This is a genomic window from Modestobacter sp. SYSU DS0875 (genome assembly GCF_054050915.1).
The window spans coordinates 38,597-52,878 of sequence record NZ_JBJHAH010000010.1 but is presented as its reverse complement, the minus strand read 5'-3'; the positions used below and the strand labels follow the sequence as shown (position 1 = coordinate 52,878).

Here is a 14,282-nt window from a genome sequence, read left to right as displayed (position 1 = left end):
CCGGGGGCGCCGTCGTGTCCGGGGCGGCGTCGTCTCGCGGCTCCCTGCGCACGCCGGTGTGCACCTGTCGTCGGTTCCGGTCCGGGGAACCGACGACAGGTGCACACCGGTGACGCGGTTCGCCCTCGCAGCGTGTGCCCGCCGTGGAGAGCCGGGGGGCGGCCGGGTCAGCCGCAGTCGGCGGTGCCCTCGGGCGCCGGCGCCGGGGCTGCGGCGGTCGGCACCGGGGTGCCGAGGGCGACCGGCGCGAGACCGGTGTAGTCCGGGCCGACCACCAGCTGCACGGCACCCCCGACCTGGTCGCTCTCCACGAGCACGGCACCGGGGACGGCGGCGGCCACGGTGCGGGCCGGCTCCAGGGACGCCGGGCCGTACCGGACGACGGTCCGGTCGACCGCTGCGGGCTCCACCCCGCGGGCGGCGACCCGGAAGCCCTGCGCCGCCAGCCCGTCGGCGACCTCCGCCGTCCGCTGCCCGCCGGTGCCGTCCAGCACGTCGACGGTGACCCCGGCCGGTTCGACGCTGACGGTGGTCCCCTCCGGCACCGGGTCGGTCTCGGCAGGCGCCGGCAGCGAGTCCGCCGGGGCACTGCCGGCCTCCGCCGACCCCTCCGCGGCCGGGACCTCCTCCTCGGCCGTCGGCAGCTGCCCGGAGTCGATGACCGCGTCGAAGAGCTGCCGGGTGGCGGTCGCGTCGACCACGACGGCCGCCTGGTCACCGCCGGCGGGGACGTACCCGATCCGGCTCACCGGCAGGGCAGCCCGCTCGACCGCATCGGCGTCGAGGTCGGCGAAGGTGGTCCCGAAGGTGCGCACGTCGCCGAGCGTGGTGTCGCCGTCGACGGTGAGCGCGTCGGCGGCGCGGCTGAGGAAACGGGTCAGGGTCATCGGGTCGGCCAGCGTGCTGCCGGCCACGGCGGTGCCCATCGTGGCGGCGAGCAGCCTCTCCTGGCGCTGCGCCACTGCGTCCCCCCTGACGTCGTGGCCGTCTCCGCCCGGGCGCAGGTAGCCGGCGGCCTGCTCACCGGTCAGCTCGTGCACACCGGCAGGCAGCGCGAGCGCGGCGTCGCCCGTCGGCACGGGGAGGCACATGCTGACCTCGTCGAGCGCGTCGACCAGCTCCGGCAGCCGGGCCGCGTCCAGTTGCAGGTAGTGGTCGATCCGCAGTCCGGACACCTGCTGCACCGCCCGGACCAGGCAGGCCGGTCCGCCGTCGAGCAGCGCGGTGGCGAAGGACTCGGTGACCGCCTCCCGCACCTCCCCGTCGGCGCCTCGGCAGGTGGGGGTGTCGGTGAGGGCGGTGGGCGGGACGGAGACCAGCACCGCCGAGCCGCCGTCGCCGCTGACGTGCGCGACCAGGGTGCTCACCGCGGCCGGGCCGGTGCGGCCGGGCAGGTCGGTGCCGACGACGAGGTAGGTCCGCGACGTCTCCTGCAGCTGCGGGGCGAGCACCTCGGGTCCGTCGGTGGCGAGCGCGTCGACCCGCTGCAGGCTGACGTCGGCGTAGAAGTAGAGCCCCACGTAGAAGGCCAGCACGGTGGCGAGCAGTGCGGCCACCGCGACGCCGGCGCGCTCGAGGCGGCGGCGCCCCGGCCCCGCCGGCGCCCGGCGCTGGACGCGGGCGGGCTGCTCGGCCGGTGGCGGGGTGGCGGGGGTGTCCCGACCGGGGATGGGCGGCACGGGCAGGCTGCGCCGCACGCCGGGCACCGGGACCGAGGGCTGGGCGGGCAGCGGCGGCCGGGCGGGCACCTCGGGCAGCGGGGAGGACGCCGGCCGGGGCACCGGCGGCGCCGCCGGCCGGACCGGCACCACCAGCTCGGGCTGGTCGGCGGGCCGCGGCGGCGTCGCGCCCCGCGGCGGCGACTGGGGCGGTGCGGTGTGCGGCCGCTCGGGCGGTGCCGGAACCCGCGGGGCGGCGTCCGGGGCGATGGCCGGCCGGGCATCGGCCGGACGGGCACCGGCGGGACGGGGCCCGGCCGGGCCGATGCCGGAGGGACGCGGGGTCGCCGGGCCCGGCGATGACCGCGGTGGAGCGACCGGGACGACACCCGCCGTCGGGGGTGGAGCCGGCTGGGCACCCGTCTCGGGGGCTCCGGGACGGCGCACGTGCGGTGTCGGCCGCGACGGCGGCGCCGGGTGCGGGCCGGGAGCGGCCGGCTGGAACCAGGTGGCCGGCCGGGGCTCGCCGGTGGCCGCCGGCTCGACCGGCAGCGCCGGCTGCCAGCCGGTGGGCAGGACCGGCGGCGAGGCGGGGGCCGGGCGGGAGGCGCCGTTCGACCGGCCCTCCCAGCGCGGGGGCCGAGCGTCGTCGTCCCCGGGGCCGCCGACCGCGGGGGTCGAGCCGGTGGCCTCGGCCGCCTCCCGTCGCTCCGCCCGACGGCGGCGCACACCGGCGCCCGCACCCGTCCGGGCCAGCAGCTCGTCGACCGTCAGCGGTGCCGCTGGGCCGGCCGCGCCCGGGGCTGCGGGCCGGGACGGTGACCGGTCACCGTCGAGGCCGCGTCGCCTGGGGTCGTCCGCCACCGGTCCGGGCACTCCATCGTCGTGGTCCTGCGGCGCCGCGTCCGGCCCCGCCCGCTCGATTCCGCGCCGACCGGTGACCGGTCGAGCACGCACCGTTCCACGATACGGGTGACCGGCGCGATCGGGGCCGAACGCGCGGGCGCGCTGCGGCCGATTCGGCCCGTCGCGGCCACCGTTCGACCGGCGAGGTACCGGTTCGCTCAGTACCGTTCCACCGGTGAGGACGCCGTGAAGCTGCCCATCCCCGGGCCATCTGACCTGCTGGGCGCCGTCGACGGACTGCGCGAGGGCATCGGCCAGGGGCTCGCCCTGCTCCCGCGGGTGGTCAGCGCGGTCGGACAGGCCGAGCAGCTGCTCACCCGCGTCGGCGGCCTGCTCGACCGGGCCGAGCAGGCGGTCCAGCGCGCCGAGACGGCGATGGCGAACATCGATGCCACCCGGTCGCACGCCGACGCCGCGATCGCCGGCATGGAGGCGACCCGCCGTACCGCGGACGCGGCGATCGCCGGCATGGACGGCACGCGCCAGGTCGCGGACGCCGCCATCGCCGCGGTGGACGACACCCGGCAGAACGCCGACGCCGCCATCGCGGCGGTCCGCGAGACCCAGCTCGCCGCCGATGCCGCGATCGCCGCCGTGCGGGGCACCCAGCAGGGCGCCGACGAGGCCATCACCGCCGTCCGGGGCACCCAGCAGGCGGCCGACGAGGCCATCACCGCCGTCCGGGGCACCCAGCAGGCGGCGGACGAGGCGATCACCGCCGTCCGGGGCACCCAGACCGCCGCCGACGCCGCGGTCGCAGCCGCCGGGCGCACCACCGAGCTGGCCGGCGAGCTGGTGACGGCGGTGGGCGGCACCACGGCGGACGCCGATGGCCTGCTGCGGCGGGCCGAGGCCCTGCTGTCGGCCTTCTCGCCGCTGCTGGACGCCTACCGCCCGGCGCTGGAGGACATGGCGCCGGTGGCGACCAGGCTGGCCGAGGAGATGCACCCCGAGGAGGTGCAGGCCCTGGTCCGCCTGATCGACCGCTTGCCGGCGTTGGTGACCCACCTGGACGAGGACGTGCTCCCGGTGCTCGTCACCCTCGGCGACGTCGCCCCCGACGTGCACCAGCTGCTGGACACCGTGCAGGACATGCGCCAGGTGGTGAAGGGCTTCCCGGGGTCGAAGATCTTCCGCCGTCGCGGGGCCGAGGAGATCGCCGAGGAGGAGACCACCGGGTCCGCGGGCGACTGAGACGGACCGGGCCGGCACCGTCCCCCGCTGGGGCGGTGCCGGCCCGGTCCGGCCACGCGGCGACTCAGGTCTCGGTCGGGTACCCCAGCGCTCGGACCACGTCACCGATCCGGTCGTAGACCTGGTCGCCCGGGAGCTTCGCCAGCTCGTCGGCGACGACGTCCGGCGCCCGGTGGTCGCGGGCGGCCTCCACCAGGTCCCCGCCCGTCGCCGGGAAGTCGGCGCGGTCCAGCCAGCGCGCGAGCTCGGCCCGGGCGACCACCGCGTTCGCGGTCATCCCCTGCGGGACGCCTCCGGTCAGCGTGCCGGCCGGGTCGGCGTCGATGTCGGGCTGGTCCTCCCCGACGGGCTCCACCTCGCGCCACTCCTCCGAACGGGTCGCCCGCTCGGCCTTCATCATCCCCTGCACCTCGTGCTCGAGCTCCTGGTCCAGGCGCGGGTTGTGCTTGGTGCTCCGGCTCGAAGCGGCGTCGAAGCCTCCGGTCTCGCTCACGTCTCCTCCTCCTGCGGCCCTCGGGCCGCCACGGTCAGTCCTTCTCGAGTGCGCTGGGCTTGTGGACGGCGGTCCCACCGCTCTTCTCGCTCGTGACCTCGTACTGCGGATCGTCCTCGCTGGCCCGCACGGTCCGGCCGGCGACCTTCGTGTCCGAGGTGATCTCCCGCTGGACCGTGCCCTCCGCCTCACCGCCGTGGCTCTTCCACGTCACGTGGTCGCCCTCGCTGAACTCCTCGGGCATCCCGGCCTCCTCTGCGCGGTGGGGCCTCCGGCTCGGCACCCGTCGTGCGGGGGTGCCTGCCCGGGCCGGCGGGACCGCACACATCGACGGCACACCGGGCTCCCGGGCGCAGCGCGGAGCCGCTGCCTGACTCACCCCATCGAGGGGGGTCACCCGACCAGGGGGTGCCCCGGCGAAGATCGTCACGTAGCGTGCTCATCCGACGGGGTGTTCAGAACGTCTTCGCTGACCAGCGCCACGCAGTGGTCACGTTCCGTGACACAACCGTCCGCGAACGCCGGCCCGGCTGGCCCCTTTCCCCCGGGGCCGGTCGGGTCGGCCCGCCTAGGCTGGGCGACCGTGAGCGCCCCCGCCGACCCGCACCCCGCCAGCAGCGCCCCGGACGCCCGCCCGGTCGACGTCCTCACCGTCACCGCCGTGCGCGACGTGACGCCCGCCGTCCGCCGGGTCACCCTGAGCGCCTCCGCACCGGTGGTCGCGGCAGCCGGACCCACGCTGTCCCTGCTGGTCCCCCGCGTGGGCGATGCCGGTCCGCACTGGCCGCAGGTCGCCCGGGACGGCCGGATCGTCTGGCCCCAGGGCAGCCACGGGGTGAGCCTGCGCAGCTACACCGCACGCCGGCAGGACCCGGCCGCCGGTGAGCTCGACGTCGACTTCGTGCTGCACGGCGACGGGCCGGCCGCCTCCTGGGCGGCCGCGGCGACGCCCGGCGCCCTCCTCGGCGTGGCCAGCGCCGCACCACTGGGGTCCGCGCCGGCCGGGTGGCTGCTGCTGGCCGGCGACGAGACGGCGATCCCCGCGATCAGCCGGGTGCTGGCCGACGCCGCCCCGGACACCCGCGGGATCGCCCTCCTCGAGGTCGCCGGGCCGGAGGAGGAGCAGCAGCTCCCCGCCCCCGCCGGGATCGAGGTCCGCTGGCTGCACCGGGGCGGCACGGAGCCGGGGCTGAGCACGCTGCTGGCCGATGCCGTCGCGGACCTCCCCCGCCCCGAGGGGGACGACGTCTTCGCCTGGGTAGCGGCCGAGTCCGCGGCCGTCCGGGTGGTCCGGGCCGACCTGCGGAGCCGCTGGGGCCTGCGCCGCGGACAGCACCACGCGATCGGCTACTGGCGCCGCGGCCGGGCCATGTCGCCGGCCGGCTGACAGCCCGGGCAGCATCGCAGCGAGGCACGAGCGAGGAGCGGACCCGGGCGCGGAAGCCGGCCAGACAGCACCCCCGCGTGAGCGCGGGCTTCGCAGCGTCCTCACAGGTACCGTCCAGGCGGGACGCAGCCACGGCCACGAAGCTGGCGGCATGACGACCGCCGGACCGGCTCCATCGGGAGGGACAGTGCCCACCAGCAGCACGACCACCGCGGCGCCGGAGGCCCGGCTGCTCGTGGTCGACGACGAGCCGAACATCCGCGAGCTGCTGTCGGCCAGCCTGCGCTTCGCCGGGTTCGAGGTGGCCACCGCCGCCGACGGCCAGCAGGCGCTGGCCCTGGCCGAGGAGTTCCGCCCCGACCTGCTGGTCCTCGACGTGATGATGCCCGGGCTCGACGGCTTCGCCGTGGTCCGCCGGATGCGGCAGAACGGCACGCACACGCCCGTGCTGTTCCTCACCGCCCGCGACGCCGGGGAGGACAAGGTCACCGGCCTCACCCTGGGCGGGGACGACTACGTGACCAAGCCGTTCAGCCTCGACGAGGTGCTCGCCCGGATCCGGGCGGTCCTCCGCCGGGCTCAGGGCGCCCAGCAGGTCGCCGAGTCGCCCAAGCTGGTCTTCGCCGACATCGAGCTGGACGAGGAGTCGCACGAGGTCATCAAGGCGGGGAAGCTGGTCAGCCTCTCCCCCACGGAGTTCAAGCTGCTGCGCTACCTGATGACGAACGCCGGCCGGGTGCTGTCGAAGGCGCAGATCCTCGACCACGTGTGGAACTACGACTTCAACGGCGAGGCCAACGTCGTGGAGTCCTACATCTCCTACCTGCGGCGGAAGATCGACACCACCGAGCCGCGGCTGCTGCACACCCTGCGCGGCGTGGGCTACTCGCTGCGCCTGCCCCGCGGCACCTGACCGCATGACGGGCACCCGCACCGACGGCGTGCCGGCGGGCACCAGCTCCGCCGGCACGCTCACGTCCGGCCCGGACGACGACGTGGACGACGTCACGGCACCCGCCGCGGCGGAGGCGCCCCCGGACCGGGCGCCGCGGGTCCCGCTGCGGGTCACCATGGTCGCCCTGCTGGTGGCGCTGGTCGCCGCCGCGCTGACCGCCACCGGGTTCGCCGCCACCTCCCTGCTGCGCGAGTACCTCGTCGGGCAGCGGGACCAGGAGGTGGTCAGCTACGCCGCGCAGCTGGCCAACGACCTGCCCACGCTGCAGCGCGCCTGCACCACCCCCGACGCCCAGCTCGCCGGGCGCGGGACGTTCCTGGCCTGCGTCGGTCCCGACGGGGCCTTTGCCGAGCTGTCCGACGGACGGACGTCGGACACGACACCGGACCTGGACGGCGTGGACACCAGCCAGGTGGCGGCGTCCGGTCAGGAACCGTTCACCGTGCGGTCCGGCGACGGCGGCACCCGCTGGCGGGTCGTCGTCCAACCGGTGACGCCCACCTTCAGCATCGTCTACGGGGTCGACGTGTCCACCGACCAGGCCGTGCTCGCGCGGCTGATCGCCATCGAGCTGGTGGTCGGGGTGACGGTGCTGGTGGTCCTCGGCGTCGCCGGCTACCTGCTGGTGCGCAACAGCCTGCGCCCGCTGGAGGAGGTGGAGGACACCGCCCGCGCCATCGCCGGCGGCGACCTGTCCCGCCGGGTGCCGGCCGGCGACCACCGCACCGAGGTCGGCCGGCTGTCGACCGCGCTCAACGGCATGCTCGGCCGGATCGAGAGCTCCTTCCGCGCCCAGCAGAGCTCCGAGGAGCAGGCCCGGGCCTCCGAGGCGCGGATGCGCCGGTTCGTCGCCGACGCCAGCCACGAGCTGCGCACCCCGCTGACCTCGATCCGCGGGTTCGCCGAGCTGCACCGGCAGGGCGCGGTCCGCGGGCCGGAGGACACCGGACGGCTGATGCAGCGCATCGAGTCCGAGGCCACCCGGATGGGCTCGCTGGTCGAGGACCTGCTGCAGCTGGCCCGGCTGGACCAGCAGCGCCCGCTGTCCCTGGGCCCGGTCGACCTGGCCCAGGTGGCCGGTGACGCCGTCCACGACGCCCGCGCCGTCCAACCGGACCGCTCGGTGAGCCTGCACCTGGACGACTCGCTGACCGACGCGCCGGTGGTGCGCGGTGACGAGGCCCGGCTGCGGCAGGTGGTGGGCAACCTGGTGACCAATGCGCTCACCCACACCCCGGTCGATGCCCGGGTCACCGTGCAGGTCGCCGCGGACCCGGCGGACCCGGACTCCGTCGTGCTGGCCGTCGCCGACGACGGCCCGGGCCTGGCGCGGGCCGACGCCGACCGGGTGTTCGAGCGGTTCTACCGTGCCGACGCCTCCCGGACGCGGGCCGCCGGGGGAACCGGGCTGGGGCTGTCGATCGTCGCCTCGCTGGTGGCCGCGCACGGCGGCCGGGTGGAGCTGACCACCGCCCCGGGCGAGGGGGCCACCTTCGCCGTCCGGCTGCCCCGCTCGGGCCCACCCGAGGTGGCGCCCGGGGAGCCGGACGGCCCCGCGGAGGAGCCGGGGGCCTGACCGCCCGGGCCATGCCGGACACTGGTGCCGGGAATCCCCATCAGCCCGGTGGGGTTGGCCCACAAGTGACGCTGTCCCCGTGACGGCGCGCATGCCCCTGCCCGCCGTTCCCGGGAGCTCGACAGCGTGACGCCGCTCGACGCACTGCCCGACCACCGGCTCACCCAGCTGCAGACGCTGGAGGCCGAGTCCATCCACGTGATCCGTGAGGTGGCCGCGGAGTCCGAGCGCCCGGTGCTGCTCTTCTCCGGCGGCAAGGACTCCATCGTCATGCTGGAGCTGGCCCGCAAGGCGTTCGCCCCGGCGCGCATCCCCTTCCCGGTGATGCACGTCGACACCGGGCTGAACTTCCCCGAGGTGCTGGAGTTCCGGGACAAGCGCGTCGCCGAGCTGGGTGTGGAGCTGGTGGTCGCCTCCGTGCCCGACGCGATCGCCGCCGGCACGGTGCGCGAGGAGCCCAACGGCTCCCGCAACCGGATCCAGACCCCCGTGCTGCTGGACGCGGTCGAGCAGCACGGCTTCACCGCGCTGTTCGGCGGGGCCCGCCGCGACGAGGACAAGGCCCGCGCCAAGGAGCGGATGTTCTCCTTCCGCGACGAGTTCGGCCAGTGGGACCCGAAGAACCAGCGGCCGGAGCTGTGGGACCTCTACAACGGCCGGATCCACCTCGGTGAGTCGATCCGGGTGTTCCCGCTGTCCAACTGGACCGAGCTGGACATCTGGGGCTACATCGCGCAGGAGGAGATCGCCATCCCGCCGCTGTACCTGGCGCGCGAGCGGGACGTCGTCGACCGGCAGGGGATGCTCTACGCGGTCAACGAGTTCATCACCCCGCGCGACGGCGAGCAGGTGCTGCGGGAGAGCGTCCGCTACCGCACCGTCGGCGACGCCAACCTGACCGCCGCGGTGCGCTCGACCGCCACCACGGTCGAGGAGGTCATCGCCGAGATCGCGGTGACCCGGCTGACCGAGCGCGGCGCCACCCGCGGCGACGACAAGGTCAGCGACGCCGCCATGGAGGACCGGAAGAAGGAGGGGTACTTCTGATGAGCGCTCTCTCCCAGGCGGCCGCCGAGCTCGCCACCGCCCGCAAGGACATCCTGCGGATCGCCACCGCCGGCTCGGTCGACGACGGCAAGAGCACCCTCATCGGGCGCCTGCTGTTCGACAGCAAGGCGGTCTTCGAGGACCAGTACGCGGCGATCGAGCGGGCCAGCCGCGGCGACTACGTCGACCTGGCGCTGCTCACCGACGGCCTGCGCGCCGAGCGCGAGCAGGGCATCACGATCGACGTCGCCTACCGGTACTTCACCACCCCGCGGCGCACCTTCATCCTCGCCGACACCCCCGGGCACGTGCAGTACACCCGCAACATGGTCACCGGCGCCTCGACCGCCGACCTGGCGATCGTGCTGGTCGACGCCCGCAAGGGCATGGTCGAGCAGAGCCGCCGGCACGCCTTCCTCGCCTCCCTGCTGCGGGTGCCGCACCTGGTGGTCGCGGTGAACAAGATGGACCTCGTCGACTGGTCCGAGGCCGTCTACGAGGGCATCCGCGAGGAGTTCACCGCCTTCGCCACCAAGCTCGAGGTGCCCGACGTCACCGTCGTCCCGATCTCGGCGCTGCAGGGCGACAACGTGGTCACCCGCTCGGCGAACATGCCCTGGTACGAGGGCACCTCGCTGCTGCACCACCTCGAGCACGTGCACGTGGCCAGCGACCGCAACCTCGTCGACACCCGGTTCCCGGTGCAGTACGTCATCCGCCCGCAGTCCGACGCCTTCCACGACTACCGCGGCTACGCCGGCCGGGTCGCCGGCGGCGTCCTGCGCCCCGGCGACGAGGTGCAGGTGCTGCCCAGCGGGCTGACCACGACGATCGCCGGCATCGACGGCCCCGACGGCCCGGTCGACGCCGCGTTCCCGCCCATGTCGGTCACCGTCCGGCTCGCCGACGACCTCGACGTCTCCCGCGGTGACCTGATCTGCCGCCCGCACAACGCCCCGCAGGTCACCCAGGACCTCGACGCGTTGGTCTGCTGGATGTCCGACCAGCCGCTGCAGGCCCGGCAGCGGCTGGCGGTCAAGCACACCACCCGCTCGGTGCGGGCGATGGTCAAGGACGTGCAGTACCGGCTGGACGTGAACACCCTGCACCGCGACCTGGAGGCGGGCAGCCTCGGGCTCAACGACATCGGCCGGGTCACGCTGCGCACCACCCAGCCGCTGTTCGTCGACGACTACCACCGCAACCGGGCGACCGGGCGGTTCATCCTCATCGACGAGGCCACCAACGCCACGGTCGGCGCCGGGATGCTCACCCCCGCCCGGTAGCGGCGGCCCCTCACGCGCGCTTTCGCGCGAGAAAGCACGCGCGCGTCCGCGCGAGAAAGCACGCGCGCTTTCGCGCGAGAAAGCTCAGGCGGCGGCCTGCTCCAGGGCGCGGCGGGTGAGCAGCCGGGCCAGGTGCCGGCGGTAGTCGGCGTCGGCGTGCATGTCCGAGGACGGCGAGAGCCCCTGGTCGGCCAGCTCGGCCGCCTCCGCGATCGACGCCCCGGCGGCCAGCGCCTCCTCGGTGGCGGTGGCCCGGACGACGGCGCCGGCCATGTTCGCCAGCGCCACGCGGCCCTGCACGGCGGCCGCCGCGACGATCGGCCAGTCGTTCTCCCGGCGGGTGAACTTCTGGTAGCCCCAGCCGACGGCGCCGGTGCGCGGAACCCGTAGCTCCACCACCAGCTCGTCGGGCTCCAGCGCCGTCTCGAAGAAGCCCCGCCAGAACTCGGTCACCGGCACCGTGCGCCGCCCGCCGGGCCCCTGCAGGACGACGTCGCCACCGAGGGCGAGCAGGGCGGTGGGCAGGTCGGAGGCGGGGTCGCTGTGCGCGACGGTGCCGCCGAGGGTGCCGCGGTGGCGCACCTGCGGGTCGCCGACCCGGCCGGCGACGTGCGGCAGCAGCGGCACCTCGGTGCCGGCGACGGCGGAGCGCTGCAGCTCGTGGTGCCGGGTGCCCGCGCCGATCGCGACCTCCGCGCCCTCGAGCCGCACGTAGGAGAGGCCGGGGATGCCGCTGATGTCGACCAGCACGGCGGGCACGGCCAGCCGCAGCTTCATCAGCGGCAGCAGCGAGTGGCCGCCGGCGAGCACCTTGGCGTCGTCGCCGTGCTCGGTCAGCGCGGCGAGCGCCTCCTCGACCGACCCGGCGCGGACCAGCTCGAACGGTGCCGGGATCACTCCGCCACCTCCTGGGCCTGGGGCACCTGACCGGCGGCGGGCCCGGCCTGCGCCGCGGCCTGCACCGCACGGACGATGTTGTGGTAGCCGGTGCACCGGCAGAGGTTGCCCTCCAGCCCCTCCCGGACCTCCCGGTCGCTGGGGTCGGGGTTGTCGGCGAGCACTCCGATCGCGGCCATCACCATCCCGGGGGTGCAGAACCCGCACTGCAGGCCGTGCTCGGCGCGGAACGCGGCCTGCACCGGGTGCAGCTCGCCGTCCGGCCCGGCCAGCCCCTCCAGGGTGGTCACCTGTGCTCCGTCGGTCTGCGCGGTGAGCACGGTGCAGCTCTTCACGGTCAGCCCGTCGACGACGACGGTGCACGCCCCGCAGGACGTCGAGTCGCAGCCGATGTTGGTGGCGGTGAGGCCGCAGGCGTCGCGCAGCCAGTGCGCCAGCAGCATCCGCGGCTCGACGTCGTCGGTGCGCTCCTCGCCGTTGACGGTGATCGTGACCTTCACTGGTCCCCCTCCTGCTGCGCCTGCTGGTCTGCCTGCTGGATGGCCCGCCACACCCGCATCGGGGTCGTGGGCATGTCGATGTGCCGGACGCCGAGGTGCGCGACCGCGTCGATGACGGCGTTCTGGGTGGCCGGGGTGGCGCCGATGGTCCCGGCCTCGCCGATGCCCTTGGCACCCAGCGGGTTCATCGGGGTGGGTGTGGCCGTCTCCACCAGCTCGAAGCTGGGCAGCTCGGTCGCCGAGACGAACGGGTAGTCGGCCAGCGTGGAGGTCTGCGGGTTGCCGTCGGCGTCGTAGAGCACCTCCTCCAGCAGCGCCTGGGCCACCCCCTGGGCGAGCCCGCCGTGCCGCTGCCCGTCGGCCAGCAGCGGGTTGAGGATCGTGCCGGCGTCGTCGACCGCCACGACCCGCACCACCTCGGCCTTGCCCGACTCGACGTCGACCTCGACGACGACGACGTGCGCGCCGAACGGGAACGTGGGCGCCGCGGCGCTGAAGGTGGTGCGCACCAGCAGCTGCTCGTCGGCGGCGAGCTCGGCGAAGCTCACCCCCGTGCCGGGGGACCCCGCCACCGCCAGCCCGGCCAGCCCGAGGTCGACGACGAGGTCGGCGGGGTCGACCTCCAGCCGCTCCGCGGCGCGGGCGCGGGCCAGCTCGACCAGCTCCCCGGCGGCCTGGTGCACCGCGGCGCCGCCCTGCTGGAGGCTGCGCGAGCCCATGGTGCCGCCTCCCGTCGGCACCAGGTCGGTGTCGCCGTGCAGCACGGTGATCTTCTCGATCGGGATGCCGAGCTGGTCGCTGGCGATCATCGCCCAGGCGGTGGCGTGGCCCTGCCCGTGCGGCGAGGTGCCGGTGAGCACGGTGGCGGTGCCGTCGGGGTGCACCTCGATGCTCGCGTCCTCGTGCGGCGCCCCGGCCTCGCCCCCCGCGCCGGTGATCTCCACGTAGACCGACAGCCCGATGCCGAGCTGCCGCACGTCCCCGGCCGCGCGGCGGCGGGCCTGCTCGGCGCGCAGCTCCGCGTAGCCGGCCGCGTCCAGCGCCTTGTCCAGGGCCGCGGCGTAGTCGCCGGTGTCGTAGGTGGCGCCGGTCGGGGTGGTGTGCGGGGTGTCGAAGGGCGGGACGAGGTTGGTCCGCCGCACCTCGGCCGGGTCCCGGCCGATCTCCGCGGCGAACAGGTCGATCGCCCGTTCGACCGCCGCGGTGGCCTCCGGCCGCCCGGCGCCGCGGTAGGCACCGATCGAGGTGGTGTTCGTGGCCATCGCCCGGGCCTGGGCGTGCACCCGGGGGAAGGCGTAGACGCCGGGCGTCATCATCATCGTCAGCGTGGGCAGCACGACGCCGATGCGCGGGTAGGCGCCGGCGTCCTGGTCGACGACGAGGCTGTAGGCCTCGATCGTCCCGTCGCGGCGGCCGCCGATGGTGACCACCTGGTCCTGGCCGCGGCCGTGCAGCATCCCGACCAGGTTCTCCGAGCGGTTCTCCGCCCAGCGCACCGGGCGGCCGGTGAGCTTCGCCAGCTGCGCGACCAGCGCGAACTCCGGGTCGGCGCCGATCTTGGCGCCGAAGCCCCCGCCGACGGCGGGGGTGATCAGGTGCACCAGCGCCGGGTCCAGGCCGAGCCAGCCGGAGATCTCCCGCTGGGCGAGCTGGGCGCCCTGGTTGGAGCACCAGATGGTGACCCGGCCGTCGTCACCCCAGACCGCGGCCGCCGCGCGGGTCTCCAGCGGCACCGGGGCGACCCGCTGGTTGACGATCCGCCGGGTGACCACGACCTCGCAGCCGGCGAAGAGGTCCTCGGGCGCGGGCTCGCCGAAGGCGGCCAGCACGTTGCTGCCGGCCTCCGGGAACAGCAGGACGTCGCCGCGCGCAGCGGCCTCGGTGCCGACCACGGCCGGCAGCGGGTCGACGTCGACGGCCACCAGCTCGGCGGCGTCCTCCCCCTGGTAGCGCTCCTCGGTGAGCACCACGGCGATGGGGTCGCCGACGAACCGGACGACGTCGCGGGCCAGCCAGTCGCGGGTGACCGAGGGGTGGACGAACGGGAAGCCCGCCGGGATCGGCGCGAGGTCGGCCAGGTCGGCAGCGGTGACGACCGCGACGACGCCCGGTGCGTCCAGGGCCGCGGAGGTGTCGACCGAGAGCAGCCGGCCGTGCGCGACCTGGGAACGGACGAACGTGGCGTGCAGGGCGCCGGTGAGCCGCTCGTCGGTGAGGTCGTCGGTGTAGACCGCCCCGCGGGTGAGGAAGAGCGGGTCCTCCGTGCGGACGACCCGGGTGCCGAGGATGCTCATGCGCCTGCCTTCGTCGACGGCGACGTGGACCGGCACACGGTGCCACAGCATGTGAGCGCGACCACAGCGCGCTCCCGCCTGACGGGAGG

Annotated in this window: 12 protein-coding genes; 6 read left to right on the top strand and 6 right to left on the bottom strand. The window is 75.5% G+C overall.

What is annotated here, in order from left to right:
• Positions 1-167: 167 nt before the first annotated feature.
• Positions 168-2,522 carry an LCP family glycopolymer transferase gene (locus ACI79Y_RS08025; RefSeq protein WP_457157963.1) on the bottom strand — a complete coding sequence of 785 codons (2,355 nt, stop codon included), beginning with the start codon at positions 2,520-2,522 and terminating at the stop codon, positions 168-170.
• 228 nt (positions 2,523-2,750) lie between these two features.
• Here ACI79Y_RS08025 and ACI79Y_RS08020 point away from each other — a divergent pair, with 228 nt between their 5' ends.
• On the top strand, positions 2,751-3,758 hold the full coding sequence (locus tag ACI79Y_RS08020) for a hypothetical protein (protein ID WP_457157962.1): 1,008 nt from the start codon (positions 2,751-2,753) through the stop codon (positions 3,756-3,758).
• A 64-nt stretch (positions 3,759-3,822) separates the two neighbouring features.
• On the opposite strand, the gene ACI79Y_RS08015 is transcribed toward ACI79Y_RS08020, so the two are convergent.
• Positions 3,823-4,251, bottom strand: coding sequence for a DUF2795 domain-containing protein (locus ACI79Y_RS08015; protein WP_457078844.1), 429 nt, complete (start codon positions 4,249-4,251; stop codon positions 3,823-3,825).
• Positions 4,252-4,285: 34 nt separating this feature from the next.
• Positions 4,286-4,495, bottom strand: coding sequence for a DUF2945 domain-containing protein (locus ACI79Y_RS08010; protein WP_457157961.1), 210 nt, complete (start codon positions 4,493-4,495; stop codon positions 4,286-4,288).
• Positions 4,496-4,834: 339 nt separating this feature from the next.
• Here ACI79Y_RS08010 and ACI79Y_RS08005 point away from each other — a divergent pair, with 339 nt between their 5' ends.
• From ACI79Y_RS08005 to ACI79Y_RS07985, 5 genes are all read left to right on the top strand, one after another.
• Positions 4,835-5,638, top strand: coding sequence for a siderophore-interacting protein (locus ACI79Y_RS08005; RefSeq protein WP_457157960.1), 804 nt, complete (start codon positions 4,835-4,837; stop codon positions 5,636-5,638).
• Positions 5,639-5,825: 187 nt separating this feature from the next.
• On the top strand, positions 5,826-6,551 hold the full coding sequence (locus ACI79Y_RS08000) for a response regulator transcription factor (RefSeq protein WP_457157959.1): 726 nt from the start codon (positions 5,826-5,828) through the stop codon (positions 6,549-6,551).
• Positions 6,552-6,555: 4 nt separating this feature from the next.
• The gene (locus tag ACI79Y_RS07995) at positions 6,556-8,169 is read left to right on the top strand and encodes a sensor histidine kinase (RefSeq protein WP_457157958.1); all 1,614 of its coding nucleotides are present in this window, start codon (positions 6,556-6,558) and stop codon (positions 8,167-8,169) included.
• A 126-nt stretch (positions 8,170-8,295) separates the two neighbouring features.
• Positions 8,296-9,216: a sulfate adenylyltransferase subunit CysD gene (gene cysD / locus ACI79Y_RS07990; RefSeq protein ID WP_457157957.1), complete on the top strand. Its 921-nt coding sequence runs from the start codon at positions 8,296-8,298 to the stop codon at positions 9,214-9,216.
• A complete protein-coding gene (locus tag ACI79Y_RS07985) occupies positions 9,216-10,502 on the top strand; it encodes a sulfate adenylyltransferase subunit 1 (RefSeq protein WP_457157956.1) in 1,287 nt (428 codons plus the stop codon). The genes cysD and ACI79Y_RS07985 overlap by 1 nt, the downstream gene beginning before the upstream one ends.
• A gap of 84 nt (positions 10,503-10,586) precedes the next feature.
• Here the strand turns inward: ACI79Y_RS07985 and ACI79Y_RS07980 are convergent, their stop codons facing one another.
• The 3 genes from ACI79Y_RS07980 to ACI79Y_RS07970 are packed head-to-tail and all read right to left on the bottom strand — an operon-like array spanning position 10,587 to position 14,193.
• Positions 10,587-11,399 carry an FAD binding domain-containing protein gene (locus ACI79Y_RS07980; protein WP_457157955.1) on the bottom strand — a complete coding sequence of 271 codons (813 nt, stop codon included), beginning with the start codon at positions 11,397-11,399 and terminating at the stop codon, positions 10,587-10,589.
• Positions 11,396-11,899 carry a (2Fe-2S)-binding protein gene (locus ACI79Y_RS07975; protein WP_457157954.1) on the bottom strand — a complete coding sequence of 168 codons (504 nt, stop codon included), beginning with the start codon at positions 11,897-11,899 and terminating at the stop codon, positions 11,396-11,398. Before ACI79Y_RS07975 ends, ACI79Y_RS07980 begins: the two co-directional genes overlap by 4 nt.
• Positions 11,896-14,193, bottom strand: a complete 2,298-nt coding sequence (locus tag ACI79Y_RS07970) for a xanthine dehydrogenase family protein molybdopterin-binding subunit (protein ID WP_457157953.1) — start codon at positions 14,191-14,193, stop codon at positions 11,896-11,898. Before ACI79Y_RS07970 ends, ACI79Y_RS07975 begins: the two co-directional genes overlap by 4 nt.
• Between the last annotated feature and the right edge of the window lie 89 nt (positions 14,194-14,282).

Coding starts and splice junctions, on each gene's coding strand:
- ACI79Y_RS08010 (WP_457157961.1), bottom strand. CDS start 4,495: ATGCCCGAGGAGTTCAGCGAGGGCGACCACGTGACGTGGAAGAGCCAC.
- ACI79Y_RS07995 (WP_457157958.1), top strand. CDS start 6,556: ATGACGGGCACCCGCACCGACGGCGTGCCGGCGGGCACCAGCTCCGCC.
- ACI79Y_RS07985 (WP_457157956.1), top strand. CDS start 9,216: ATGAGCGCTCTCTCCCAGGCGGCCGCCGAGCTCGCCACCGCCCGCAAG.
- ACI79Y_RS07970 (WP_457157953.1), bottom strand. CDS start 14,193: ATGAGCATCCTCGGCACCCGGGTCGTCCGCACGGAGGACCCGCTCTTC.